A 26,968-nucleotide genomic window follows, 5' to 3' on the forward strand; every position below is an offset into this window, starting at 1 on the left:
GTCTCACAACCAGACGTTCAGCAGGCGCGCACCACGGGCCTCGCCGTCGGCGAATTGCTGGCCGTTGCTGCTGAGGAAGCTTTGCCCCGAGCCGGGCTTGTCCCAGAATTGGCCGCGCAGGAACACACTCATGCCGGCAATTGCACGGCTGCTCGGCGGTTGCGCGGTCAGCGTCAGGCGATGCCACGCCTGACCTTCACTGATTTCCCCGGGCTTGAGGCTGACCGACCCCGGCGTACTCGAACCCTTGTAGCCGGCCCACGGCTGATTCCAGGCGTCGTGACCGACGACGAAGGCGGGTACCGCCACCAGTTGCGCGCCATGCTCGTCGAGTTGGCGATAGTTGTCGGGGTACCAGCTGTCGCTGCCGATCAGCACGCCCAAGCGCCCGGCCGGGGTCTCGACCACGTTGATCGCGTGGGCATCTTCGCTATCTAGCACATCGCGCTGTTCGAAGATCGGGTGCATCTGCCGCTGGGGCTGGCCCAGCGGCACGCCATCACGACCGAACACCACGCTGCTGTTGAACAGCGCGCCGCTGCCGGGCTTGAGCTGTCCATCGCGAATGCTCGGTTCGGGCAAGACGATGGAGCCGGCCACCAGCGTCACCTGGAATTCCTTGGCAAGACCACCGAACAACGCCTGGTAGTCCTTGGCCATGGCCTTGGACTTCATGCGCAGGTGCGCGTCGTCGAGGCGATTTTCGCCCTTTGCAGTGAGCCAGGCGCGGGCGAACAGCAACGGATTGCTCGCCGCCAGCCAGTTCATGGCTTCGGCGAGGGTCGGGGCCTGATACAGCTCGTCTTTTTCGCCGCTGATCATCAGCCAGGTGCCGACATGCTCGGGCAGGACTACCACGGTTTTTTCGTTCAGCAACCCCTGATCCTGCGCCTGTTGCAGATAGGCCGCGAGTTTGCGATGCAGGCGTTCCGGGCTTTGGTAGTCGGTGGGAAACAGTTCCGGCTGGATGCCCAGCAAATTGCCACGGTCGGACGGGGTGCCCTGATCGACCGCCAGTTTGATCCGCAGGTCCGACAGGTAATGCCCCGCCGGCCGGTCCGCCGCCCACATGGCGTAGGTGGTCAGGGCGGCAACGATAGCCATGGAGAAAAACAGATACAGAAGTTTGCGCATGAAAACCAACAACAGCCGGGTACAGGGTGTGGCGACTAGGGTAGGGCGCATACCTGCGCTTGCCAAGGGGCGCTGCGCATTTGGATCAATAAGTTGTCAGTTTCGGTCATTGAGTGACAGCAGTGCGACTCTTAGTCTGTCGAACATGACTGACGGGGGACGCAGAGCTCCCGCAATTTCCGTGATTGCTCGTTGTGGAGTTACCGATGACCGCCGCTCACTACCCGCACCTCTTGGCCCCGCTGGACCTGGGATTCACCACGCTGCGCAACCGCACCCTGATGGGCTCGATGCACACTGGCCTAGAAGAGAAACCGGGCGGCTTCGAACGCATGGCCGCGTACTTCGCCGAGCGTGCCCGTGGCGGCGTCGGTCTGATGGTCACTGGCGGTATCGGCCCGAACGACGAGGGCGGCGTGTACTCCGGTGCAGCCAAGCTGACAACCGAGGAAGAAGCGCTCAAACACCGCATCGTCACCCGCGCAGTGCACGAGGCGGGCGGCAAGATCTGCATGCAGATCCTCCACGCCGGGCGGTATGCCTACAGCCCGAAACAGGTGGCGCCAAGCGCGATTCAGGCGCCGATCAACCCGTTCAAGCCCAAAGAGCTGGACGAGGACGGCATCGAGAAACAGATCAGCGATTTTGTCACCTGCTCGGTGCTGGCACAGAGCGCCGAGTACGACGGTGTGGAAATCATGGGCTCGGAAGGTTATTTCATTAACCAGTTCCTCGCCGCGCACACCAACCACCGCACTGACCGCTGGGGCGGCAGCTACGAAAACCGCATGCGCCTGCCGGTGGAAATCGTTCGCCGCGTACGCGAAGCAGTCGGGCCGAACTTCATCATCATTTTCCGTCTGTCGATGCTCGATCTGGTCGAGGGCGGCAGCAGCTGGGAAGAGATTGTGACCCTGGCCAAAGCCATCGAGCAGGCTGGCGCGACCATCATCAACACCGGCATTGGCTGGCACGAAGCGCGGATCCCGACCATCGCCACCAAGGTGCCGCGTGCGGCGTTCAGCAAGGTCACCGCCAAGCTGCGTGGTTCGGTGAGCATCCCGCTGATCACCACCAACCGCATCAACACCCCGGAGATCGCCGAGCAGATTCTCGCCGAAGGCGATGCCGACATGGTCTCGATGGCGCGGCCATTCCTTGCCGATCCGGACTTCGTCAACAAGGCCGCCGAAGGCCGCGCCGACGAAATCAACACCTGCATCGGTTGCAATCAGGCGTGCCTCGATCACACCTTCGGCGGCAAGCTCACCAGTTGCCTGGTCAACCCGCGTGCCTGCCATGAAACCGAGCTCAACTATTTGCCGGTGCAGCAGATCAAGAAGATCGCCGTGGTCGGTGCCGGCCCTGCCGGTCTGTCCGCCGCGACCGTGGCCGCCGAGCGTGGCCATCAGGTGACGTTGTTCGATTCGGCCAGCGAGATTGGCGGCCAGTTCAACATCGCCAAGCGCGTGCCGGGCAAGGAAGAATTCTTCGAAACCCTGCGCTACTTCAAGCGCAAGCTGCAGACCACGAATGTCGAGGTGTGCCTGAACACCCGCGTCGACGTGGCGAAACTGGTAGAGGGCGGTTACGACGAAATCATCCTCGCCACCGGCATCGCACCACGTGTGCCGGCGATTCCGGGCGTCGAGAATGCCAAGGTGTTGAGCTATCTGGACGTGATCCTTGAGCGCAAACCGGTGGGCAAACGCGTTGCCGTGATTGGCGCGGGCGGTATCGGTTTCGACGTCTCCGAGTTCCTCGTGCACCAAGGCGTGGCCACCAGTCTGGATCGCGCCGCGTTCTGGAAGGAGTGGGGCATTGACACCCATCTGGAAGCCCGTGGTGGCGTAGCCGGGATCAAAGCCGCACCGCACGCTCCGGCTCGCGAAGTGTTCCTGTTGCAGCGCAAGAAAACCAAAGTCGGTGATGGTCTGGGCAAGACCACTGGCTGGATTCACCGCACCGGTCTGAAGAACAAGCAGGTGCAGATGCTCAACAGCGTCGAATACCTGAAGATCGACGACGAAGGCCTGCACATCCGCATCGGCGAAACCGGCGAGCCGCAAGTGCTGGCGGTGGACAACATCGTCATCTGCGCCGGCCAGGATCCACTGCGCGATCTGCAGGACGGTCTGGTCGCAGCGGGGCAGAACGTGCACCTGATCGGCGGCGCTGATGTGGCGGCGGAGCTGGATGCCAAGCGCGCGATCAATCAGGGTTCGCGTCTCGCCGCTGAACTTTAACCACCACGAATCCCCCCTGTGGGAGCGGGCTTGCTCGCGAAGGCGGAGTGTCAGTCAACGCATAGGTCGGCTGACACGACGCTTTCGCGAGCAAGCCCGCTCCCACAGTAGATGTATGGTGTTCGCACGGATCCTGTAGGAGTGAGCCTGCTCGCGATGGCGTCCTGTGAGCGACTAGAATGCCGGCCTCTGCCCAGAATGATCAGTCGCCCATGCTTGTTCCTCCCGCCAACTGGCTACCCCAAGCCCCCCTCGAATTGCTTCAACTCGACTGGCTCACCAACGCCGGAATCGAGGTCGCGATCCTGCGTCTGGATCGGATCGACCCGCTGATCAGCGGCAACAAGTGGTTCAAACTCACCGAACACCTCAAGGCTGCCGATCGCGCCGGCGCGCAGGGCATCATCAGCCTGGGTGGCGCGCATTCCAATCATCTGCATGCGCTGGCTGCGGCTGGCAAGCGTCTGGGTTTCGAAACCGTTGGGCTGTTGCGTGGCCATCCACAGCAGACGCCCACGGTTGAGGACTTGCAGGCGTTCGGCATGCAACTGCACTGGCTCGGTTACGGCGGCTATCGGGCGCGGCATGAGCCCGGCTTCTGGGAGCCTTGGCAGGCGCAGTACCCGAATCTGCACGCGGTGCCGGAGGGTGGCGGCGGATTGGCCGGTGCGCTGGGCTGCAAAGCGCTCAGGGAGCAAGTCAACACGCAACTGAACCATCTGGGCTGGAGCGATTATCAAGGCTGGTGGCTGGCGTGCGGCACCGGGACGACTCTGGCAGGGCTGGTACTCGCCGAGGCGGGAGAGCGTGCGGTGTACGGTGCGCTGGCGGTGCCGGAGGATCATGGCGTGGCGGCGCAGGTGGAGGCGATCGTTCGGGAGACGGATATGGCAATGACGAATTACGCATTGTTCGACGCGAGTCGGGGTGGGTTCGCCAAAGTCGATCCGGTGTTGCTCGAATTCATCGACAACACTGAACAGAGCAGCGGCGTCCCGTTGGAGCCGCTGTATACCGGCAAGGCTTTGTTGATGCTCAAGGAGCAGATCGAGGCCGGCAGATTTGAGCCAGGCACCCGGTTGATCTTTGTTCATACCGGCGGTTTGCAGGGGCGCCGCGGATTCAATTCCTACAGTTGAACTTCTGTGGCGAGGGAGCTTGCTCCCGCTCGGCGGCGCAGCCGTCGTCGATTCAGCGAATACAGTTTGCCTGACAGTCCACATTTTCAGGATTCAGGTCTGCTGCGCAGCCCAGCGGGAGCAAGCTCCCTCGCCACAGGGGAAATTCACCGAGTTGGTGTTCAACCGCGTTTGGGCATCATCCGCAGCAACGTGTTATCGCCCACCACATAATGGTGATAAAGCCCCGCCACGGCATGCAGACCGATCAGCCAGTAACCTGCGGTGGCAATCAGCACGTGCCAGCCTTCAACTTGTTTGGCGAACGCTTTGTCCTCGCTCACCAGCAATGGCAAATCGAAACCGTAGAACATCACCTGATGCCCTTCGGCGCTGGTGATCAGCCAGCCAAGAATCGGCATGCTGATCATGAACAGGTACAACAGCCAGTGCATCACCCGCGCCAGCAGGGTTTGCCACTGCGGCGAGGCCGGGAAGATTTTCGGTGCCGGGCCGATGCTGCGTGCTACCAGACGAAACCACACCAGCACGAACACGGTCAGGCCGAGCATGTAATGCACTTCGCGGATCAGCGTGCGACCGCCACTGCCTTTGGGAAAAATCCCGCGCAACTCCATGCTGGCGTACACCAGCACCAACAGGATCAGCATCAGCCAGTGCAGCAGCACGGACACGGTGCTGTAGCGGGATTCGGAACTTGTCCACGGCATACGGTGTTTTCCTCACAGATCAGGGTCGCCACGTGCCGTTCTTGTGCGACGGCATGCTTTAACTGTAATCCGCTTTGGCGGATTTGCCTGAGGCTGATCGGAGTTTCACTGCGCTGAGTCAGGGCTTTAGCCAAAAAAAACGCCAGTGTCGCGAAGACCCTGGCGTTTTCTATTGTTTGACCAAAGGCGCAATCAGCTCGATTGCGGCATCTCACCGTTGGCCAGACGCTTGTTGATGTCGGCAATCACTTCCAGCAGGTCGCTGATGGTGTCGATCATGTAGTGGGGACGCGAATCGGCGAACAGCGCGTGGATGCGTTTGCGTTCGCTGGCCATTTCGTCGCTGCCCAGCGCCCGGTAGCCGGCGTAATCCAGGCCCAGTGCGTTACCCGAGCAGATCAGCGCCACGGTCCACATTCCGGCGCGACGACCTTCGAGGATGCCCGGCACGGTGTCGTCGATCTTCACGCAGGCGCCGACGTCGTCGATGCCCAGGGCGATCACGTTGGCCAGGGCCTGAGCCGGCCATGGCCGACCGTTCGGCACTTCGTCGGTGGCGACTACGTGGTCGGCGACGTAGCCGTTGGTAGCGGCCAGCGCCACGACCTTGTCCATCACCTGTTTCGGGTAGCCGGAGCAGGAACCGATCTTGATCCCTTGCTGGCGCAGGTTGGCGATGGTTTCCAGTGCGCCGGGAATCAGCGCCGAGTGCTCGGCGATCTTCTCGATCTGCAGCGGCATGAAGCGGTTGTAGATCGCGGTCACGTCATCATCGGTCGGGGTGCGGCCGAAGGCTTTGCGGTAACGCTCGGCCACTTGTGGCTGATCGCACAGGGTACGAATGTGATCCCACTTGCCCATGCCCATCGGGCCACGGGCCTCTTCGATGGAGACCTGAACGTCGAATTCGGCGAAGGCTTCAACGAAGATCTGCGTCGGTGCGAACGAGCCGAAATCGACCACGGTGCCGGCCCAGTCGAGGATGGCGGCTTGCAGTTTGTTTGGGTTGGTGTAGTTCATGTTGGTCAGAATCCTGTATTGGAATGCGATTCAAACTGTAGGAGTGAGCCTGCTCGCGATAGCGGTGTGTCAGTCGCCATCGTCGGTGAATGCTGAAACGCAATCGCGAGCAGGCTCACTCCTACAAAGGGATTTTTGGTGTGGGTTAGATCTCTAGCACTTCCATCTCGCGCAGCACTTCACCCACTGCCGCCACGGCCTGGCGCATTTCGTCCGGATTGACGTGACCGATGCAGCCGACGCGGAAGGTTTCGACCTGGGTCAGTTTGCCGGGGTAGAGGATGTAGCCCTTCGCCTTGACCCGTTCGTAGAAGTCCTTGAACTGGTAACGCGGGTCTTGCGGGGCATGGAAGGTGGCGATGATCGGTGCCTGGATCGCCGCCGGCAGGAAGCTGCGCAGGCCGAGTTTGCCCATCTCTTCCATCAGCGCCTGACAGTTGGCGGCGTAGCGCGCATGACGGGCGGGCAGGCCACCTTCTTCGTTGTATTGCAGCAACGCTTCGTGCAGCGCGGCGACCACGTGGGTCGGTGGGGTGAAACGCCACTGACCGGTCTTCTGCATGTAGGTGTGCTGGTCGTACAGGTCCATCGCCAACGAATGCGAGTTGCCGGCCGCTGCAGCCAGCGATTCTTTGCGGGCGAAGACAAACCCCATCCCCGGCACGCCTTCCAGACACTTGCCCGAAGCGGCGATCAGCGCATCGAACGGGACTTTTTGCGCATCCACCGGCAACGCGCCAAACGAGCTCATGGCGTCGATGATCAGGCGCTTGCCGTGCTGCGCAACAACGTCGGCAATCTCTGGCAGCGGGTTGAGGATGCCGGTGCTGGTTTCGCAGTGGATCAGCGCGACGTGCGTGATGTCGCCATCGGCGCGCAGCAGGCGGTCGACGTCAGCGGCGGTGGTCGGTTCGTCTTCGGCGGTTTCGAAGGTGCTGAACGAGCGGCCGAGCACTTCGCAGATCTTCGCCAGACGCTTGCCATAGGCACCGTTGATCAGCACGAGGATTTTGCCGTCGCGTGGCACCAGGGTGCCGATGGCGGCTTCGACCGCGAAGGTGCCGCTGCCCTGCAACGGCACGCAGTGGTGAGTGGCGGCGCCGTTGAGGATCGCCAGCAATTGTTCGCAGAGGCTGGCGGTCAGTTGATTGAAGCGGTCATCCCATGACCCCCAGTCGACCATCATTGCCTGGCGGGTGCGGGCCGAGGTGGTCAACGGGCCGGGAGTGAGCAGGATGGGTGCGGCAGTACTCATTCGTGTGTCCTCGCGTAAGCGCTGTGGGATGAAGCTACGGGGCATACGTTGCAATTCGGCGGTCTATCAATCAAATTGTTTGTTGTTATGCCAGCCATCAGTGAGGGTTATCCATGAATCTGTTCCAACTGCGCGCCTTCGACGCCGTGGCCCGGGAAGGCAGCTTCACCCGCGCCGCCGCGCGTCTGTTCATCAGTCAGCCGGCGGTCACCGGACACATCAAGGCGCTGGAGGAGCATTACCAGATCACCTTATTGCGCCGTACTGCACGCCGGGTGGAGCTGACCGAGGAGGGCATTAAACTGGCGGCGATCACCCGCGCCATGTTCGGTCTGGCCGAAGAAGCGCAGACCCTGCTCGAAGCCAACCGCCAGTTGCTCACCGGGCGTCTGGAAGTGGCGGCGGACGGCCCGCACATGGTCATGCCGATGCTCGCCAGCCTGCGCGCGCGCTATCCGGGGATCACGGTGAATTTGCGCCTGGGCAATGCCCAAGAAACCTTGGCGGCGCTGTTATCCGAGCATGCGGACGTGGCGGTGCTGACCGAGGTCGAACCGCGCAAAGGCTTGCATTTGCAAGCGTTGAGCGAATCGCGGATTTGCGCGCTGGTGCCGGCGGCGCATGCGTGGGCGCAGCGTGCCGGCGAAGTGAAGCTCAAGGAGCTGGATCAAGTGATCATGGTGTTGCGCGAGCCGAGCTCGATTACCCGCCGTACCTTCGATCAGGCGTGTGCGCAGGCGGCGGTCAATCCGCGAGTGTTGCTGGAACTCGACAGCCGTGAGGCAGTGACCGAAGCGGTGGCAGCGGAGCTGGGGGTGGGTGTGGTGTCGTCGGTGGAGGTCAGCCATGACCCGCGGGTGGTGGCGATTCCGATTGTCGGGGACGGGCTGGTCAATCGGCACATGATCGGCTGCATGGAGCGGCGGCGGGAGTTGCGCCTGATTCAGGCGTTCTTCGGTCTGGCGACAGTTTGACAATTCGCGTCGCCTCATTCGCGAGCAAGCTCGCTCCCACAGGTATTGTGGCGTGTACATAATGTGTGAACGACCGAGAACCCTGTGGGAGATTCTATGTTGCTCAGCAACCCTAGAATCTCAAACTGATCGGTATTCGCCCTGATTCTTCATCAGGGTGAATGCCACTCGGCAGAGCTTGCGAGCAAGAGCTACCAATGCCTGTGTTTTCGAGAAGCCTCTGGCCAGGTAAGACTCGTAAAAAGGCTTCCACTTGGTTGAGCGACACGCCGCCATTGCGGCGTTGTAGGCTAATCGACGGGTCTCCGGATCTCCTTTTTTGCTCAGGAACCTCGGGCCGTTCTTTTTCCCCGAATCGTCCACCGTCAGATCCATACCCAAAAACGCGATGAACGCGTCGCTGTTGGCAAAGTCACCGCGCATATAGGTCGTTGCCAACCCAGTTGCAGTCAGCTCTCCCACGCCCTCGATTGCTTTGCAGCGGTCAATATTGTCATCAATACCGGCCTCTTTGCTGACTTTGCGCAGCAGTTTTTGAATGACCTTGTCGGATCGCTCGAATGCCTTTTGCTGAGCCGTACGTTCTTTCTTCAGCAAGGGTTCGTCGGCCCAGCTCAACATCAGACCCGTATGGTTCTGAATCAGCGTCGCGCGTCTGTGCAGTAAGCTTTTCAGTACGGTGTAGGCTTTAGGAGGCGGGTTCCAAAGCCGCAGTTTGCTTTGTTCATTCGTCAGATAGCGTGCGAGCACGCGTGCATCGCAGGGATCATTTTTGGCTCGCTGACCGACACCGCGACGATAGTGGCTGACTCGATAAGCATCCACCACATAGACCTGATGTCCCATCGCATGAGCCAGATCAACAGTCTCCAAATGGTAGATATTGGTGGCTTCGACAGCGATAGCGCTTTGCGCGGGCAGAGTTTTGAGCCAACGTTTGAGGGCGGCACGATCATTCTTGACCGCTTCAATAGTTTCCAAGTCGGCGCGATAGACAACGATTTCGGCCTTGGCGATATCGATACCAACAACCGTCTGCGAAGTAAGGATTGTCATGACGAATCCTCGGAGCTAGTGTTTAAGAGCTTGTTGGGGTCTACCGTTGCGCTGGCTTGTCTCTGTCGTCGGTTTACCGATGAATTCCTTATTGGCGCTTTGGGTAGAAGGGGCGGGACGAGAAGTCTCCCACGGTCTGTACTGGTCAGAGTCAGAATCGAGTCTGTAGTCCCGCCCACCCCTTCAAGTCTAAACATACAAGCGAGCCTGCTCGCGAAGGGGCCAGACCGGTTTACACAAGGCTCTCGCGCACCATCTCGAGAAACGTCGCCACCACCCGCCGTGAACTCTGCTCACGCAAGCACACCAGTGTCTCGGTCAAGCGCCGGGTGCAATCGGTAATCGGCAACGCACACACCCGCGAATCCGCGCCAAACTCCGCCGCCGATACCACCCCCACACCGATCCCCACCACCACCGCCTCACGCGCCGCTTCCCGGCCCTCGACCTGAATCGCCGGACGAATGCGGAACCCGGCGCGGGCCATTTCTTCCTCCAGGGTCTGCCGGGTCACCGAGCCGTGTTCGCGCAGCACCAGCGGTGTGTCGTCCAGATCGGCCAGGCAGATCGACTCGCGCTCGGCCCACGGATGATGGCGCGAAACGAACGCCACCATCGGGTCGTTACGCAGCGGCACGCACAGCAGACGTTCATCACTGACATCACGCCCGAGCAGCGCCAGATCGGCCTGATAGTTGAACAAGCGAAACAGCGATTCATCGGTGTTGCCGGTTTCGATCTTCACGCTGATCCCCGGATACCGCTCACAGAACTGCGCGATCTGCGGCAGCACGTGTATCGGCGCGTCCACTGCGAGAATCAGGCTGCCGGTCTGCAACGCCTGGGATTCCTGCAGCAGCTCCTGGGCTTCAGCCTCGATCACAAACAGCCTCTGAGTGATTGCCAGCAGGCGCTCACCGAGATCGGTCAGCCGCACCGAGCGCTTGTTGCGATGAAACAGCAACACGCCGAAGCGTTCTTCGAGTTTGCGCACCTGGTCGGAAATCGCCGGTTGCGTGAGAAAAAGCCGTTCGGCGGCTTTGGTAAAGCTTCCATGGACGGCCACGGCGTGGAAGGCTTTGAGCTGGGCGTGGGACACCGACATGCAGCCTCCAGTAACAAGCTGAGCTTATGTGTGAAATACGATAAATCGATTTTATTTATTAAACAGTAATTGCTTTGATCCGCTCACGCCAGCGCTGACTGTCCGCTCGGACAGCAGCGTCGGCGATGAGCCTGTGCGTGCAACAACAGGACTCATCTGACCGCTATCGCCATCAGGGATGGGGCGCTGGCGCAGTGCTCAACAATAAAAAACACAGGCGTTTACTTAACGATTCTGCCGGCACACTCACACCCTGAGGTCAGAACCACAATGAACAAGCACATCGGCACCATTGCGCGTTGGCGCATGCAGATTTTCGCTATCACCTGGCTCGCATACGCCGCTTTCTATTTCACCCGCAAAGCGTTTTCGGTGGCCAAACTGGGCATCGCCGAAGACCCGACCTTCATGCTCGACAAAATGGCCATGGCCAACCTCGATGCGATCTATCTGGCGGCCTACGCCATCGGCCAATTCACCTGGGGCATGCTCGCCGACCGCTTTGGCCCGAGGGTCGTGGTGCTTGGCGGGTTGTTGATTTCCGCTGGTGCGGCATTGGTGATGGGCAGTTTTGCCACCTTGCCGATCTTCGCCACCTGCATGCTGATTCAAGGGCTGGCGCAGTCCACCGGCTGGTCGGGCTTGTGCAAGAACCTCGGCAGTTTTTTCCCTTCCGCACAACGTGGGCGAGTGCTGGGGTTGTGGAGTTCCTGCTATGCGTTTGGCGGTCTGGTGGCGTCGCCGTTCGCCGGTTGGTGTGCGTACACGCTGATGGGCACCTGGCACGCGGCGTTTATTTCCAGTGCGGCGGTGGTCGCGGTGGTGGCGGTGTTGTTCTTCATTTTTCAGCGCAACAAACCCGAAGATGTCGGCCTGCCAGCGGTAGAGCCGGAGCCGGAACTGAGCGCTGAAGAGATCGAAGCCAACAGCAAACTCAGCGTCTGGGAGCCGTTGAAGGAAATCCTGCGCAACCGCACGGTGCTGGTGCTGGGGCTGGCGTACTTCATGTTGAAACCGGCGCGTTACGCGATTCTGTTGTGGGGCCCGGTGATCGTCTTCGAGCAGATGCCAAGTGTCGGCAAGGTCGGCGCGGCGATCATTCCCACCTCGTTCGAACTGGCCGGTCTGCTAGGGCCGATCCTGATCGGTCTGGCCTCGGACAAACTGTTCGGTGCCCGGCGCATGCCGGCCTGTGTGTTGAGTCTGCTGGCGCTGACCGTGACCCTGGCGCTGTTCATGGGCGCCTTGCAAACCGGCAGTGTGTTGCTGGTGGTGGCGCTGCTGTTTGTCATGGGCCTGACCCTGTACGGCCCGGATTCGATGATCAGCGGCGCGGCCGCCATCGACTTCGGCAAAGCCAAGGCCGGTGCCACGGCGGCCGGTTTCGTCAACGGTTGCGGCTCGGTCGGCGCGGTGCTCGGCGGATTGCTGCCGGGTTACTTCGATTCGGTGACGGTGTTCATCGTCTTCGCCGGTTGCGCGTTGTTCTCGGCGCTGGTGCTGATTCCGCACTGGAACAGCCGCCCGGTCGGGGTGATGGAACCGCGCGCGTCCATTCCCAATTGCCCGCTGACGATCAAACCCCTGCGTAACTGAAAACCCTTGCCTCGTGGCCTGCTGCGGCGCTCGCGGCGGGCTGTGCCGTGGCCATCTGACTGGAGAATCCCATGCGACCGTTTTGGCTCGAACAGGCCTTGCAGGCCGACCCATCCCCGACGTGCCCGCCGCTGCAAGGCGAAGTGCGCAGCGACGTGTGCATCGTCGGCGGCGGCTATACCGGGTTGTGGACGGCGATCATGCTCAAGCAGCAGAACCCGGAACTCGATGTGCTGCTGATCGAAGCCGACATCTGCGGCGCCGGCGCCAGTGGGCGCAACGGTGGTTGCGCGTTGTCGTGGTCGGCCAAGTATTTCACCCTCGAGCGACTGTTCGGTGTCGAGGAGGCGGTGCGCCTGGTCAAGGAATCCGAGCGCAGCATCCACGCCATTGGCGCGTTCTGCGAACAGTACGGTGTTGATGCCGATTACCGCCTCGACGGCACGCTGTACACCGCCACCAACAAGGCGCAGGTCGGTTCGACCGACGCCGTGATCGCAGCACTGGAGCGCAATGGCATCAACTCGTTCACCCAGCGTCCCGTGGCCGACGTGCAGCGCATGGCCGGTTCCAGCAAGCATCTGGAGGGCTGGTTTTCGCCGGCGGCGGCCAGTGTGCAACCGGGCAAACTGGTGCGCGGGCTGCGTCGGGTGGCGTTGCAGCTAGGCGTGAAGATTCACGAGAACACGGCGATGACCGGCCTGGAGGAGGGCCGTCCGGCGCGCATTCACACCGCTGGCGGCAGTGTGATTGCCGACCGCGTGGTGCTGGCGATGAACGCGTGGATGGCCCGGGCGTTTCCGCAGTTCGAGCGCAGCGTGGCGATCGTTTCCAGCGACATGCTGATCACCGAGCCGCGCCCGGATCTGTTGCAGGAAATCGGTTTGACCAGCGGCGTCACGGTGCTCGATTCGCGGATTTTCGTGCACTACTACCACAACACGCCGGACGGCCGGATCATGCTTGGCAAGGGGGGCAACACGTTTGCGTTTGGTGGGCGGATGTTGCCGGTGTTTGATCAGCCATCGCCCTATGCGGATTTGCTCAAGCGTAGCCTTGGGGAGTTTTTTCCGGCGTTTGCCGAGGTCAAGGTGGATGCGACCTGGAATGGGCCCTCGGATCGTTCGGTGACCGGGTTGCCGTTTTTTGGGCAGATGAGTGCCAGTGGCAATGTGTTTTATGGTTTTGGTTATTCCGGCAGTGGCGTCGGGCCGTGTCACATGGGCGGGCAGATTCTTGCCTCGTTGGTGCAGGGGCTCGATAACCCCTGGACCCGTTCGCCGTTGGTGAACGGGCCGCTGGGGTTTTTTCCGCCGGAGCCGATTCGGTATCTGGGGTCGTTGATGGTACGTAATGCGATTCGGCGCAAGGAGCGGGCTGAGGATCATGGGCGGCGGCCGCGGCATCTGGATGTGCGGTTGGCGAAGTTTGCGGCGGCGGCTGGGAAGGCTGACAAGGGGTGAATGGGGGCTTTGATTTATGGGGGCATATCCGTTGCTGTGGTAACGGCTGCTTAGGGTTCCGCCCTTACGGCGGGTCACTTTTGACAAACGCCTCAAAAGTAACCAAAAAGGCTTGCCCCGGCGTTCGGCCCTCGCCGTGGCTCGGGTTCCTTCGCTCCGGGATTCATCCGGGGGCATCGCCTCCGGTTTGCTTCGCTGCACCTCCTCTCGATGTGTTCGACTTCGTCGAACGGTCGCTGCGCTCCCACCCCCGGATAAACCCCTCCACTCAGCCTGCCGATGGGGCCGGCACGGCAAGATCAAGAGCTTTCGGCGAGCTGACACTCGGCCATTTGAGTGGTGAAAAGCATGCGCCCGGCTTTAGCTCTCCTGTGGAAGCTGGCTTGCCAGCGATGGCGGCCTACGAGCCGACCCACCTCCCACTGCCCACACCCAATCCACTGTGGGAGCTGGCTTGCCAGCGATGGCGGCCTACGAGCCGACCCACCTCCCACTGCCCACACCCAATCCACTGTGGGAGCTGGCTTGCCAGCGATGGCGGCCTACGAGCCGACCAACCTTCAACTGCCCACACCCAATCCACTGTGGGAGCTGGCCTGCCAGCGATGGCGGCCTACGAGCCGACCAACCTTCAACTGCCCACACCCAATCCACTGTGGGAGCTGGCCTGCCAGCGAAGGCGGCCTACGAGCCGACCAATCTCTAACTGCCCGCACCCAATCCACTGTGGGAGCTGGCCTGCCAGCGAAGGCGGCCTACGAGCCGACCAATCTCTAACTGCCCACACCCAATCCACTGTGGGAGTTGGCTTGCCGGCGATGGCGGCCTACGAGCCGACCAATCTCTAACTGCCCACACCCAATCCACTGTGGGAGTTGGCTTGCCGGCGATGGCGGCCTACGAGCCGACCAACCTCCCACTGCCCGCACCCAATCCACTGTGGGAGCTGGCTTGCCAGCGAAGGCGGCCTACGAGCCGACCAACCTCCAACTGCCCGCACCCAATCCACTGTGGGAGCTGGCTTGCCAGCGAAGGCAGCCTACGAGCCGACCAATCTCTAACTGCCCACACCCAATCCACTGTGGGAGCGGGCTTGCTCGCGAAGGCGGCCTGACAGTCGACCAATCTCCAACAGCCCACACCCAATCCAACTATAGGAGTGAGCCTGCTGGCGATAGCCACCTCCCAGCCAAACAGTGTCCGGCCGCCGTACTCAATTCCTATGTTTGCGGCACTTAAGGATCGGCACCATGCAGCAGCCAATCGAGCAACAGGCTGCTGTCGCGCGGTGGTGGTGTTTCGCTCGGTGGCGCAGGGCGTGGGTTGGCGAGGCAGAGAATCGGGCGATCCGGGTCGCTGTCGAGGAAGCTGACCCACACCTCACTGCCGGCGCGGGGCAACTGGTGGGCGGTGAGTCGGCCGGCGCCGGTCAGCGCGATTGGCAGCCACAGGCATGCAGACGCGGCTGTTTGCGCCGGCCATAGGCTGACGCCGATGCGCCCGCGATCATCCAGTTGTGCGGGCTGGCCGGGCGATCCCAGCACTTGTGCCAGGTGGTAGCCGCCGATGTTCGGGCGCGGCTGTGCCAGTGGCGGGCGAAAATCGTTTGACCAGGGCAGGGCAGTGAAGTCGTTTCGATAGCGATGCACATCCGTTGTCGGATCGAGGATCGAGGGATGCTGGCCTTGATGGTGCAGCTCGGTGATCAGCCATTGTTCATTGAAGGCATTGATCGGATGTTCGCTGATCTGCAACAGATGCCCGCTGCGCAACGCGCTGCAATCGCAGGTGCCGCGGATCGAGCGCGACTGACAGCGCTGGCGCTGCAGATGGCGACGGCTGCGTTGTTCGGCGTGACGCTGTTCCCCCGACAGGTTCTGCGGCGTGAGCGGGGGCACGGGATGATTGGCTGCGTCGGCGGCGATGGCCTCTTGTCCACGGTTGCGAATGCCGTGCGCGGCCATCAAGGGTGGCGCGTCATGGCGCTGAAACAGCGTGCTGACACGTGGTGACGGCGTGTCTTCGGTGATGCCAAACGGTACCGGCAATGGTTCCTGCGGCAGACTGAGGTTGTCATCGGCAAATATCAGCACATGCCCGTTCGGGTGATGTTCGAAGTGATAATGGATGCCTTCCTCCTCACACAGCCGTTGCACGAAGGCCAGGTCGCTTTCCTCGTACTGGATGCAAAAGGGCCGCGGCGGGTATTGGCCGACGCTCATTTCGATCCGGTAACTGTCCGCCGGCAATTCATATTCGCCGAGCAATTGCGCGAGGATCGCCGGCACGCTCGTTTGCACGAAGACCCGGCGCCGGGGCGGCTGGTCCAGACTCAGCAGCAGCGGGACGAGGATCAGCCGGTAGCCGATGCGGTGGCTGGCGCGATGCTCGCAACTGACGCTGTGGATCAGACCGTGAATCCCGTGATCGGCGCCCAGGCGCAGGAATGCCGGTTGATGCAGCAGACTGCCAGGGGACAATGCCGGCGCCAGACCGATCACTTCGATTTCGAAGCGAAACGGCTGATTGAGTGCTTCCTTGCCACTGAAACGCAAGACCGGCAGGCACAGCGGGCCGTCGGTCAGGGTCAGGGTGAACGGGCTTTCCTTGTCATTGAGCATTCGTACGGGCTCTGTGGGCAATACGGACGGCAGAGGGTACGAAAACGCGAGCACGAATGGTCATGGCTGGTGGGCTTTTCAGAATCGCCCTACAAGTCGTGGTGAAGATGTCGATTCAACAATGATTTTTTTGGTCGATTGCCGACTTTAGGCCGTATAAACTTGGCGCCACGCGTCGGCCAATAGATGTCTCGGCGCCACAGATCAAGAGAGTGAGTAATGGGCGCACAGTGGAAGGTTAAACACAAAGAAGCGGCAGCCAACGCCAAGGGCAAGATCTTCGGCAAACTGGTGAAAGAAATCACCATCGCTGCCCGCAACGGTGCCGATACCGCCACCAACGCACACCTGCGTCTGGTGGTCGAACAGGCCAAGAAAGCCTCGATGCCCAAGGAAACCCTGGACCGCGCCATCAAGAAAGGTGCCGGCCTGCTGGGCGAAACCGTGCAATACCACCGCGTGACGTACGAAGGTTTCGCGCCGCACCAGGTTCCGTTGATCGTCGAGTGCGTCACCGACAACATCAACCGCACCGTCGCGGAAATCCGCGTGGCCTTCCGCAAGGGCCAACTGGGCGCTTCCGGTTCGGTGGCCTGGGACTTCAACCACGTCGGCATGATCGAAGCCTCGCCGGACACTCCGGACGCCGATCCGGAAATGGCCGCGATCGAGGCCGGTGCCCAGGACTTCGAGCCGGGCGAAGAGGGCGCGACCCTGTTCCTGACCGATCCGACCGACCTCGACGCTGTGCAGAAAGCCCTGCCTGAGCAAGGTTTTACCGTGCTGTCGGCCAAACTCGGTTACCAGCCGAAGAACCCGGTCAGCGGCCTGAGCGCCGAGCAGATGGCTGAAGTCGAGGCGTTCCTCGAAGGCCTCGACAACCACGATGACGTGCAGGACATGTTTGTCGGTCTGGCGGGCTGATCTGTTGCAAAGATAACTGTGGCGAGGGAGCTTGCTCCCGCTCGGCTGCGCAGCAGTCGTTGTTTTTGGGACGGCTTTGCCGTCCAGCGGGAGCAAGCTCCCTCGCCACAGGATTTGCGTCAGTTACAGCGTTTCCAGCACCTCAATCACTTCGCTGAACCCCGGCCGCGCCAGCACATCTGGCTGACAGCAACGCTGTTCCAGCACTTCCAGCACCTCGCGCTGTTCATCGCTCAACCCCGAGTCGATGCGCGCCAGCAATTCCCCGAGCAGAACCCCGAACGCCCGCACTTCGATGCGTTGCAGCGCCCGGGTTTCCAGGGTGTCGGTGGTGGCATGGAACGACGCCGCGCCGAAATCCCCGAGCAAGCAATCACCCTGATCGTTCAACAAAATGTTGTGGCCGTAGAGGTCGCCGTGGGTGATGCCCTGTTGATGCAAGTGTTCGGCCGCCGAAGCGATGCCTCGGGCAATGTTCAGCGCCACTTCGGCACTGAAGCGGCAATCCTCGGCATACACATCCCGCGAGCAGCTCGCCAGGCTCGGTAATGCCGCCAGATTGCGAAAGCTTGGGTCGATCAGTTGCATCACCAACCCCTGTTGGCCATCGGGATGCCCGTGAATACGGCCTTCGACGCGGATCAGGTTCGGGTGCAGTCCGGCGGTGATGCAGGCGTTCATCTCGTGCAGCGGCGAACCGTCGCTGGTCATTTCACCTTTATAAAGCTTCACCGCGACCGGCACCTGCGAGCCGTCGTCGCGCTGCCACTGCGCCCGGGAAATCACCCCCGAGGCGCCTTCGCCCAGGCGCTGTTCCAGACGCAGCGCCGACCAGTCGATCAGCGGCGTGGCTTCCAGCGCGGCGGCATCGGCCTCGGTTTCCAGCGGATTGCCGGCATACGCCAGCCAGGTCAGGCTCGGCAGGGTCAGCAGCCACTGCGGCAGTTCACGCATCTGGTTGGCGGCGATGCGGATCAGCTCCAGGCGATGGCATTGGCTCATGGAGGCGGGCAGCGCTTGCAGGCGATTGCCGGCCAGCAGCAGTTTTTGCAGATAAGGGCGCTCGCCCAATTCGTTCGGCAAGGTTTCGATGCAGTTGTCGGTCAGGATCAACCAGCGCAACAGCGGCGGCAGTGCGGCGCCCGGTACGTGGCTGATGCGGTTGGCCTTGAAGCCGATCATCGTCAGCGCTGTACATTGGCCGACGCATTCCGGTACTTCGGTGAAGCGATTGTCCGAGCAGAACAGAATGCGCATCCTGGTCAAGCGATGCAGGTCGTCCGGCAGGCTGCTCAAGGCGTTGCCGCTGAGGTTGAGCACCTCCAGCGTATCGGCCAGCTCGAAAATCTCCCGGGGAAACTCGGTCAGGCCGCAAGACAGATCCAGCCGGGTAATGCCCGACAACTCGCCGGCGCGCAATTGAGCAAGGGTGTGCATGGGGATGTTCACTATCAAAAGAAAGAAGCGCCGGGCGCTCGAAACGGGCGACATGATAACGGCAATGGCTGGATTTGCACTGACCCGACTCCCGATAACACCGGAAACCCTGTGGGAGCGAGCTTGCTCGCGAAGGCGTCCTGTCAGTCAGTGATTCGTCACTGACACTCCGCTTTCGCGAGCAAGCTCGCTCCCACAAGGGACTTGAGTTGTCAGTGGATTTCCTGCAACTGCCCCAGGCGACTGCGGGTGCGGGCCAGGTCGATGGCATTGCCGCCAAGCGCCTCGCGCAGTGGCAAGCGGCTGAGCAGGGTCAGGTGTTTGTCCTGGTCGTAGAGCACGTCGATCAGGTTGATGAAGCGCTGTTGTGCAGCGATCGAGCACTCACCGAGTTCCGGCAGGTCGTCGATGATCCACTGGTCGAAACGCCGACACAGCTCCAGGTAATCCATCACCGCCGTCGGTTGCTCGCACATATCGTTGAAGGTGAAAGCGACCCGGCTGCCATCGCACAGCCGCGCCTGAACGTGTCGGCTGCCCACCGGCAACTCAATGGCCGGGGCACCTTCGGGCGGCAGGTTCAGCGTCTGGCGCTGGGTTACGGTGGCTGGCCACACATAGTGGCCCTGTGTGAAAACCTGATGCGCATGGTTGCTCGCCTGGCTGCGGTAATCGTGCGGGCCGCCGACCTCCATCACTTGCATTCGGGCGTTGATCAATTCGATCACCGGTTTGAAGCGTGCGTGATAGAGCGGATTGGGCAGCAAGCCTTCCGGCGGATAGTTGGAGGTCACCAGCAGCAGAATTCCGCGCTGAAACAAGGCCTTGAACAGCCGAGTGATGAGCATCGCATCGCCGATGTCATGCACATGAAATTCGTCGAAACACAGTACCCGGCAATCGGCTAACAGCTCGTCGAGGGTGACGCCGAGGGCGTCGTCCTGTTCGCGATGATGGAACATGCCCTGATGCAGCCGGGCGAAGAATTCATGGAAATGCACGCGCTGTTTCTGCGCGGTCGGCAGTGCCTGGAAGAAACCGTCGAGCAGCCAGCTCTTGCCGCGTCCGACCGCGCCATGCAGGTACAGGCTCGGCGGCGTTTGCGGCTTGGCGCCGAACAACAGGCTGGCCTGTTGCGCCATGCAGTCGATCACCCGCTGCTGGCTGTGGCTGAGGGTGTAGCCCTGACCGTGAGCCTTGTGCCGGAAATAGTCGCGGATCGACTGGGCATTCGCGTCATGCCCGGCATTCGCGGGCCGGCCCTTGGCGAACCAACGGCGCAGCGCCGACCAGCGTAGGGTCAGTGGCGATCGTTTGGGCGATCGAGAGGGCACAGTGCAGTCACTCCGTAGTCATCAGGCCGACGCCCGGGAGCGCGGCGCCGTAGTGTAACCAGAGGCGGCGCCCGGCTTCCATCACGGCTCGTCGACTGTGGGCGATCACTGAACAAATTTGTGCGGGACGTACAGCTATTTTCAGCGATGTAATTCGCCGTGTTGCCAAACTTTCGAAACATATCCCGGCAGATCCATGGATCCAATCGACTGGCGGATTCGTCGACCGTTGCTAACCTGAAACACAGCAACGTCATCCAGGATGTTCCCTCGCAAGGAATGGGAAAGTGATTGCACGTGTGGTGGTGGGCCTGCTCGGGGTGCTTGGGGCCTCGGTGTATGCGGCGGATCTTCAGGTCGAAGTACGCGTTGACGTGCAGCGTGGTTGCCAGTTGATCGGCCAGCAGCGCGAAGCGGGTATCGAACAATTGGGCGTGCTGGATTTCGGCAGTACTGCGCGTCTCGATGACCCGGCCGGGCCACTCGGAGCGGCGCTGACCAACCAACGGTTGCCACGCCTGGAGTGCAACCCTGACACGCCGTATCAGCTACGGGTCGACGGTGGCCTGCATGGCGGGGTTGGTGAGGTTCGCTATATGGCGGGGGCGGCGGGGAGCCAGCCGATTCCTTATCGGCTGTATCAGGACGCGGCGCGCCGGGTGCCGCTGGTGGTGGACGTACCGGTGAGCGGTCGGGTGCCGGACACCGGCACTGTGGAGCTGCCGCTGTACGCGCGGATCGAGCGTCTGGCGCAGGTTCCGCAGGTCAGCCGCTATTCGGATCTGGTAAAGGTCACCGTGACCTGGTGAGTGCAGGATTTCAGGCAATCCGCTGGAGGCGGGTTGCGCAGGGAAGGCGCGTTCAATGCTGAACGCGAGGTACGCAGGCATCCTGAAGGAGTAGGAGCGGACGCAATGACAGGCAAGCACTGGATGGTTATCGCCGCAGGGACAATGCTGTTGCTCGCTGACGACGCACAGGCGGCAATCAGTGGGCAGATCAATGCGCGGCTGATTCTGATCGCCGGGTGCGAAGTCACCAACAGTGCCACGCCCGCGATCCCGGTGAGCAATCTGGGCACCCTCGACTTCGGTCAGCAGGGGCCGACCTGGACCGCGCCGATCAAGGCCAGTCTCGACGGCGACAGCAGCGGCAAGTTGAACGTCGCCTGCAATCCCTCGGTCACCGGTTTCACCGTCACTATTGATGGCGGCAGCCACGGTGACGGCACCACCCGCCGCCTGAGCAACGGGCGCCAGACCCTGCCTTATCAACTCTTTCTGGATGCCTCCGGCAGCCAGCGCTACAGCATTGGCCAACAACACAACTTCGCTGTCACCAGCGGTGCGCAGATACCGATTCCGGTGTTTGGCACGGTGGTGGCGAATACCCGCGCGGTACCGGCAGGTGTCTATACCGACACGCTGACGGTGACGCTCGACTGGTAACCCCGTAGAGGACGGACACCATGCGCAAGTTTGCATCAAGGATAGGTTTGTCGTTGCTCGGCCTGACGCTGGTTTCCAGTGCCAACGCCGCCACCACGGTCACCGGCCAGATCACCGCCAGCCTGACCCTGATCAGCAGCTGTCAGGTCAACGGTGCCGGCGGTTCCACCGGGCTGAACTTCGGTGCGCTGAACTTCGGCACCGCCAACAGTCTGTTCACCACCGCCAGCGGGCAAGTGCTCGGCGGTGGTGGCGGGGCGCTGTCGATTCTCTGCTCCAGCGGCACGACCCCGGTGGTCAAGGTGCGTGCCGGTGCTCACGACGGGCAGTCGCCGGGTGGCGCTCGCGCGCTGTACGACGGTGTCGCCAACTACGTGCCGTACGACTTTTACACCGATGCCGGGCATTCGCAGCTACTGCCGATCGACGGCACGATCAACCTGGCGACCAGCACTGGCGTGGCGCAGACGGTGAATATCTACGGTCAGGCGGTGGGCAAGGCCGGGTTGCCGGCGGGCACGTACACCGACACCGTCGCTGTCGAACTGACGTTCTGATGCCATGCGCCGCCAAGGCTGTGCCGCGCTGCTCCTGCTCTGTGCGGGCAGTGTGCCGCTGCCGCTGGGGGCGGCGACCAGCCAGAGCTTTCAGGTCAGCGCGACCATCACGCCGGGGTGTCTTGTGGTCGGCGGAGTGTCGAATTACGGCGGGCTGAATTTCGGTTCGAGTTCGGCCCTCGCGACCGGCACGGTGCAAGTGGCATTGACCGGCGGCGTGCAACTGCAATGCACGCCGGGGGTGGCACTGAACATGACGGTCGATGGCGGCCAGTACAACAGCAGCGGTCGGCATATGCAGATCAACAGCGGCAGTGCGCGGGTGGCGTATGCGCTGTTTCGCGATGCGGCTTACAGCCAGAGCCTGGGCATTGGCCAGAGCGTGGCGGTGGCCTATAGCGATGCGAACAACATCAGCCTGCCGATTTACGGCCAGGTGCAATTGCCGGGCAATCAGCCTGGGGGGACGTACAGCGACGTGTTGCAGGTGCAGCTGTCGTGGTGAGGCGAAGTTTGAATGCTGACAAGGAGCAGGTTCATGGGGGTAGTTACTTCACTGCATTCGGTTGTGCAGCTGGTGTTGCTGGCGCTGGTCATACTCGGGGCCGGGCATGCACAGGCCGCCAGTTCGGTGCTGATCTGGCCAATCGATCCGGTGCTGGAGGCCGATCAACAGGCCAGTGCGTTGTGGCTGGAGAATCGCGGCACGGAAACCGCCAACCTGCAGATCCGCGTGTTCGGCTGGAGTCAGAGTGGCTTTGCAGAGCAATACCAGAACCAGCGTGATGTGATCGGTAGCCCGCCGGTGGCGAAGATCGAGCCGGGGCAAAAACAACTGGTGCGCCTGACCCGGACCAAGGATGTGCCGCCGGGGCAGGAACTGGCCTACCGGATCATCATCGACGAAATCCCTTCTGCCCAGCCGCCGGCTGCCGAGGGCGGCAAAACCGCAGCCGCGATCCGCTTTCAGATGCGTTATTCGGTGCCCTTGTTTGCTTACGGTGCGGGGCTGTGGAGCAAGGAAGACAGCACCCGCCCGCGTGATCCCAAAGGTGTCGGTGTGCCGCAACTGAGCTGGCGCACGGTGGCGGTGGACGGTCGGCCGTATGTCGAGGTGCGCAACCAGGGCGCGGTGCATGCGCGGCTGACCGACGTGGTGATCAAACAGGGTGGGCAGAGCAAGCCATTGGCCGAGGGCTTGCTGGGTTATGTGTTGCCGGGAGCAGTGATGCGCTGGCCGGCACCGGGGCCGTTGGCCAGTGAGTCGGCGTTGCAGGTGCGAGTCAATGGTGGCGCGCAGGTGCAGAGCATTGCGCCGGGACGCTAAAACAAGACGCTGTGTCGAGAGGATTACTGTGGCGAGGGAGCTTGCTCCCGCTAGGTTGCGAAGCAGCCCCAAGCCGTGGCAGGTAGTCCGCTTCAACAGTTCTGACGACGGCCGCGCCGCCGAGCGGGAGCAAGCTCCCTCGCCACAATGATTGCGTCGGGTCGTCAAAAAACCAGAGAAAGATAACTGGCTTTGGCAAGAGTGGCATCAGGAGGATCAAGTCCATTGACGGACGTAAAGCGTGTATGAGCCCGGGATGGGCTCGTCGTATTCAGCGTCCGTTGTGGCTCATGACCGGCGCGTGGTGCCTGATGTTCGTGCAACCATCCGAGGCCGGCGAACTGCCGCCGCCGCCCAGCGGCATGGAGGCCGTAAGTGATGCACAGTTGTTTCTGGAACTGGTGGTCAATCAGATGAACACCGGGCGGGTGGTGGCAGTGCAGCAGCGCGACGGGCATCTGTTTCTGCCGGCCAGCGTATTGGCTGCAACCGGGATGAAACTGCCGGGCAATGCTGGGGCCGAAGTCGATCTCGACGGCCTGCCGGGACTGCACAGCGAGTACGACAGTGTCGGTCAGCGGCTGCTTCTGGATGTGCCGCCGCAGTGGCTGCCGGATCAGTTCATCGGTAATCGCGAGAACTATCCGCGCACCCCGGCGCTGAGCAGTTTCGGCGCGCTGTTCAACTACGACTTGTACCTTAATGACACCGACGATGCTGGCACTTATCTGGCGGCGTGGAACGAGGTGCGGCTGTTCGACAGCTGGGGCACGCTGTCCAACACCGGGCAGTACCGGCGCACCTTGTCCGGGGATTCGGTCAGTACGCTCGACAATGGTTACCTGCGCTACGACACCACCTGGCGTTACTCCGATGACGAGCGAATGCTCACCTACGAAGGCGGGGACGTGATCAGTGGCGCCTTGCCCTGGAGCAATTCGGTGCGTCTGGGCGGCGTGCAGTTCTCACGGGATTTTGCCGTGCGCCCGGATCTGGTGACCTATCCGTTGCCGCAGTTCGCCGGTGAGGCCGCGGTGCCGTCGTCGGTTGATCTGTTTATCAACGGCTACAAGTCGAGCAGCACCGACCTGCAACCGGGGCCGTATACCCTGACCAACATTCCGTTCATCAACGGCGCCGGGGAGGCAGTGGTGGTGACCACTGATGCGCTGGGGCGGCAGGTGTCGACCACGGTGCCGTTCTATGTCACCAGCAGTCTGCTGCAAAAAGGCCTGAGTGATTTTTCGGTGGCGGCCGGTACGTTGCGCCGCGATTACGGCTTGAAGGACTTCAGCTATGGCCCCGGCGTGACCTCCGGCAGCCTGCGCTACGGTGTCAGCGACAGCTTCACCCTGGAAAGCCACGCCGAAGCGGCTGACTCGCTGACCCTCGGCGGGATCGGCGGCAATTTGCGTCTGGGCAATTTCGGCGTACTCAACAGCGCCATCAGTCAGAGCCGATTCGAGGGTGACGCTGGCGAGCAATTGAGCCTCGGTTATCAATACAGCAGCCAGCGTTACAGTTTTTCCTGGCAGCGCCTGCAACGCCGCGATCGGTACGCCGACCTCAGCGTGATCGACAGCCCTTACATCAGCCTCAGCCGGCGCAGCGAGCAGGCGACCCTGAGCGTCAACCTCGAACGCTGGGGCAGCCTCGGTGCTGGCTACTTCGACGTGCGCGCGGCGGACGATTCGCGCACGCGGTTGCTCAACCTGAGCTGGAGCAAACCACTGTGGCGCAACAGCAGTTTTTATCTGTCGGCCAACCGCGAGATCGGCGACAGCAACTGGGCGGTGCAGGCGCAACTGGTGATTCCGTTCGATCTGCGCGGCAGCCTGGCGATCAGCAGCGAGCGCAGCAAGACCGGGCAGAGTCAGCAGCGGGTCAATTACAGCCGCTCGGTGCCGACCGAGGGCGGGGTCGGTTTCAATCTGGGTTACGCCAAGGGTGATGGTCCCGATTATCGCCAGGCCGACGTCACCTGGCGTCTGCAATCGGTGCAATTGCAGGCCGGTGTTTATGGCACTTCGGAGGCTGAAACCCGTTGGGCCGATGCCAGTGGTTCGCTGGTGTGGATGGACCGCCAGGTGTTCGCGGCCAATCGCATCGACGATGCTTTTGTGGTGGTCAGCACCGAGGGGTTTGCCGATATTCCGGTGCGCTACGAAAACCAGCAGGTCGGTCAGACCGATAAAAACGGCCACTTGCTGGTGCCGTGGAGCAGCGCGTACTACCGCGGCAAATACGAAATCGATCCGCTGAATCTGCCGGCCAACGTGCGCAGCCCTAACGTCGAACAGCGCATCGCCGTGCGTCGTGGCAGCGGCTATTTGCTGGAGTTTCCGCTGACCCGGGTGATCGCCGCGAGCATCGTGCTGGTGGATGCGCAGCAACGCGAGCTGCCATTGGGCGCGGGCGTGCTGCACGAGCAGAGTGGCGCGCGCACGGTGGTCGGCTGGGATGGTCTGGTCTATCTGGAAAACCTGCAGGCGCAGAACGCGTTGCTGGTGACGCTGGCGGACGGCAAGATCTGCAAGACGCAGTTCGAGGTGGACATGCAGCAGAGCCAGGTGCCGCTGATCGGCCCGTTGGTGTGCCAGTGAATGCGGTGCGGATCTGCCTGTGTCTGGCGCTGCTGCTGCCGGGGGTAGCGCAGGCCTTGTGTTCGGTGGTGAGCACCACACCGGCGGCGTTCGGCTCAATCAGTTCGATTGCCGTGCGCACCACGACGCAGCCCAGTTCCACCCTCAACGCCGGGTTGAGTTGTACCGGTTCATTGCTGTCATTGCTGACCAGCAACGATCATTTCTACGCCACCATCACCTCGACCCAGAGCGGCTTGCGCGGGCCGACCGGCGACGTCATCGGCTACACAATTTACGCCAACAACAGCACCAGCTACCCGGTCACCCGTGGCACCGCATTCGACTTCGCCCGCAACGGCATCATCGATGCCTTGGGGCTGCTCAACGGCACCACCCCGAAAACCGTGCCGCTGTATCTGGGCACGACCATTGGCAGCAACGTCGCCGCCGGGGTGTACACGGAAACCCTGAGCATTTTCTGGAACTGGAATTACTGCTCGGGCATTGGCATTGGCGCCATTTGCATCGGCCGCGATATTGCCAGCGGCACCACCACGCTGACCGTGAACCTGACCGTGTCCAACGACTGCACGATTACCGCGCCGAACATCGCCTTCGGCAGCGCGCCGGTAATCAGCGCCTTTACCCCGGTGACCGGGCAGACGATCAACCTGGCCTGTACCAAGGGCAGCGCTTACACCGTCGGTTTGAGCGACGGGCAGAACCCGCTCAGCGTCGGCGGTCGGCGGCGGATGATTTCCGGGAGCAACTATCTGGCCTACGACATCTTCAAAAGCGCCGGCACCACCCGGTGGGGCAGCGTCGGCAGCGCGCGCCGGTCGAGCACTGACGCGGAGGTCAATCCGGGGAATGGACTGGGCACGGGGAGCCAGATTTTCAATTACAACGCGAAGATCTACACCGACCAGACCACGCCGCCGGCGGGGACGTACCTGGACAATGTGGTGCTCGACGTGGGTTTCTGACTCATACGATGAACCCTTGTGGGAGCGGGCTTGCTCGCGAAAGCGGTAGAC

General features: G+C 61.9%; 22 protein-coding genes. 13 read left to right on the forward strand and 9 right to left on the reverse strand.

The features are described 5' to 3' along the window. Positions 1-3: 3 nt before the first annotated feature. Positions 4-1,134 (reverse strand): nitrilase-related carbon-nitrogen hydrolase, encoded by a 1,131-nt coding sequence (locus tag ACS4NR_RS04425; RefSeq protein WP_456019188.1) that lies wholly within the window; start codon positions 1,132-1,134, stop codon positions 4-6. A 206-nt stretch (positions 1,135-1,340) separates the two neighbouring features. On the opposite strand from ACS4NR_RS04425, the gene ACS4NR_RS04430 reads away from it, so the two are divergent. Together ACS4NR_RS04430 and ACS4NR_RS04435 are read left to right on the forward strand one after the other, a co-directional pair. Next, positions 1,341-3,380, forward strand: coding sequence for an oxidoreductase (locus tag ACS4NR_RS04430; protein ID WP_456019189.1), 2,040 nt, complete (start codon positions 1,341-1,343; stop codon positions 3,378-3,380). A gap of 212 nt (positions 3,381-3,592) precedes the next feature. After that, positions 3,593-4,519 carry a 1-aminocyclopropane-1-carboxylate deaminase/D-cysteine desulfhydrase gene (locus ACS4NR_RS04435; protein ID WP_456019190.1) on the forward strand — a complete coding sequence of 309 codons (927 nt, stop codon included), beginning with the start codon at positions 3,593-3,595 and terminating at the stop codon, positions 4,517-4,519. Between the two features lie 161 nt (positions 4,520-4,680). On the opposite strand, the gene ACS4NR_RS04440 is transcribed toward ACS4NR_RS04435, so the two are convergent. The 3 genes from ACS4NR_RS04440 to ACS4NR_RS04450 all read right to left on the reverse strand — a co-directional run bounded on the left by ACS4NR_RS04440 (position 4,681) and on the right by ACS4NR_RS04450 (position 7,504). After that, on the reverse strand, positions 4,681-5,229 hold the full coding sequence (locus ACS4NR_RS04440) for a cytochrome b (protein WP_115985616.1): 549 nt from the start codon (positions 5,227-5,229) through the stop codon (positions 4,681-4,683). Positions 5,230-5,421: 192 nt separating this feature from the next. Next, a complete protein-coding gene (phnX, locus tag ACS4NR_RS04445; protein WP_456019192.1) occupies positions 5,422-6,249 on the reverse strand; it encodes a phosphonoacetaldehyde hydrolase in 828 nt (275 codons plus the stop codon). A gap of 145 nt (positions 6,250-6,394) precedes the next feature. Next, positions 6,395-7,504: a 2-aminoethylphosphonate--pyruvate transaminase gene (locus ACS4NR_RS04450; RefSeq protein WP_166496709.1), complete on the reverse strand. Its 1,110-nt coding sequence runs from the start codon at positions 7,502-7,504 to the stop codon at positions 6,395-6,397. Positions 7,505-7,617: 113 nt separating this feature from the next. Between ACS4NR_RS04450 and ACS4NR_RS04455 the strand changes: the two genes are divergently transcribed. Next, complete coding sequence (locus tag ACS4NR_RS04455; protein WP_456019193.1) at positions 7,618-8,478, forward strand: LysR substrate-binding domain-containing protein; 861 nt, start codon at positions 7,618-7,620, stop codon at positions 8,476-8,478. A gap of 120 nt (positions 8,479-8,598) precedes the next feature. Here the strand turns inward: ACS4NR_RS04455 and ACS4NR_RS04460 are convergent, their stop codons facing one another. Both ACS4NR_RS04460 and ACS4NR_RS04465 read right to left on the reverse strand, forming a co-directional pair. After that, positions 8,599-9,534 carry an IS110 family transposase gene (locus ACS4NR_RS04460; protein ID WP_456019194.1) on the reverse strand — a complete coding sequence of 312 codons (936 nt, stop codon included), beginning with the start codon at positions 9,532-9,534 and terminating at the stop codon, positions 8,599-8,601. A 232-nt stretch (positions 9,535-9,766) separates the two neighbouring features. Then, on the reverse strand, positions 9,767-10,639 hold the full coding sequence (locus ACS4NR_RS04465) for a LysR family transcriptional regulator (RefSeq protein WP_456019195.1): 873 nt from the start codon (positions 10,637-10,639) through the stop codon (positions 9,767-9,769). 270 nt (positions 10,640-10,909) lie between these two features. Between ACS4NR_RS04465 and ACS4NR_RS04470 the strand changes: the two genes are divergently transcribed. Together ACS4NR_RS04470 and ACS4NR_RS04475 are read left to right on the forward strand one after the other, a co-directional pair. After that, a complete protein-coding gene (locus tag ACS4NR_RS04470) occupies positions 10,910-12,235 on the forward strand; it encodes an MFS transporter (RefSeq protein WP_456019196.1) in 1,326 nt (441 codons plus the stop codon). Positions 12,236-12,306: 71 nt separating this feature from the next. Further along, entirely contained in the window at positions 12,307-13,698 is a 1,392-nt protein-coding gene (locus ACS4NR_RS04475; protein ID WP_456019197.1) for an FAD-dependent oxidoreductase, read from the forward strand. 1,235 nt (positions 13,699-14,933) lie between these two features. On the opposite strand, the gene ACS4NR_RS04480 is transcribed toward ACS4NR_RS04475, so the two are convergent. Continuing rightward, the gene (locus ACS4NR_RS04480; protein ID WP_456019198.1) at positions 14,934-16,319 is read right to left on the reverse strand and encodes a type VI secretion system Vgr family protein; all 1,386 of its coding nucleotides are present in this window, start codon (positions 16,317-16,319) and stop codon (positions 14,934-14,936) included. Positions 16,320-16,538: 219 nt separating this feature from the next. Here ACS4NR_RS04480 and ACS4NR_RS04485 point away from each other — a divergent pair, with 219 nt between their 5' ends. Beyond that, entirely contained in the window at positions 16,539-17,243 is a 705-nt protein-coding gene (locus ACS4NR_RS04485; RefSeq protein ID WP_027614601.1) for a YebC/PmpR family DNA-binding transcriptional regulator, read from the forward strand. A gap of 123 nt (positions 17,244-17,366) precedes the next feature. On the opposite strand, the gene ACS4NR_RS04490 is transcribed toward ACS4NR_RS04485, so the two are convergent. Further along, on the reverse strand, positions 17,367-18,680 hold the full coding sequence (locus ACS4NR_RS04490) for a leucine-rich repeat-containing protein kinase family protein (protein WP_456019199.1): 1,314 nt from the start codon (positions 18,678-18,680) through the stop codon (positions 17,367-17,369). 212 nt (positions 18,681-18,892) lie between these two features. Continuing rightward, on the reverse strand, positions 18,893-20,014 hold the full coding sequence (gene zapE, locus ACS4NR_RS04495; protein WP_456019200.1) for a cell division protein ZapE: 1,122 nt from the start codon (positions 20,012-20,014) through the stop codon (positions 18,893-18,895). 287 nt (positions 20,015-20,301) lie between these two features. Between zapE and ACS4NR_RS04500 the strand changes: the two genes are divergently transcribed. From ACS4NR_RS04500 to ACS4NR_RS04530, 7 genes are all read left to right on the forward strand, one after another. Then, positions 20,302-20,823, forward strand: coding sequence for a Csu type fimbrial protein (locus ACS4NR_RS04500; protein WP_253149638.1), 522 nt, complete (start codon positions 20,302-20,304; stop codon positions 20,821-20,823). A gap of 105 nt (positions 20,824-20,928) precedes the next feature. Beyond that, positions 20,929-21,462, forward strand: a complete 534-nt coding sequence (locus ACS4NR_RS04505) for a Csu type fimbrial protein (RefSeq protein ID WP_095138827.1) — start codon at positions 20,929-20,931, stop codon at positions 21,460-21,462. Between the two features lie 20 nt (positions 21,463-21,482). Beyond that, positions 21,483-22,019 carry a Csu type fimbrial protein gene (locus ACS4NR_RS04510; RefSeq protein WP_098968110.1) on the forward strand — a complete coding sequence of 179 codons (537 nt, stop codon included), beginning with the start codon at positions 21,483-21,485 and terminating at the stop codon, positions 22,017-22,019. Between the two features lie 4 nt (positions 22,020-22,023). Further along, on the forward strand, positions 22,024-22,524 hold the full coding sequence (locus ACS4NR_RS04515; protein ID WP_095138831.1) for a Csu type fimbrial protein: 501 nt from the start codon (positions 22,024-22,026) through the stop codon (positions 22,522-22,524). Between the two features lie 33 nt (positions 22,525-22,557). Further along, complete coding sequence (locus tag ACS4NR_RS04520; RefSeq protein WP_456019202.1) at positions 22,558-23,346, forward strand: fimbrial biogenesis chaperone; 789 nt, start codon at positions 22,558-22,560, stop codon at positions 23,344-23,346. Between the two features lie 245 nt (positions 23,347-23,591). After that, positions 23,592-25,949, forward strand: coding sequence for a fimbria/pilus outer membrane usher protein (locus ACS4NR_RS04525; RefSeq protein WP_456019204.1), 2,358 nt, complete (start codon positions 23,592-23,594; stop codon positions 25,947-25,949). Beyond that, positions 25,946-26,917 (forward strand): Csu type fimbrial protein, encoded by a 972-nt coding sequence (locus ACS4NR_RS04530; RefSeq protein WP_456020355.1) that lies wholly within the window; start codon positions 25,946-25,948, stop codon positions 26,915-26,917. The genes ACS4NR_RS04525 and ACS4NR_RS04530 overlap by 4 nt, the downstream gene beginning before the upstream one ends. Positions 26,918-26,968 lie beyond the last annotated feature (51 nt).

Source organism: Pseudomonas sp. JQ36 (assembly GCF_053851495.1).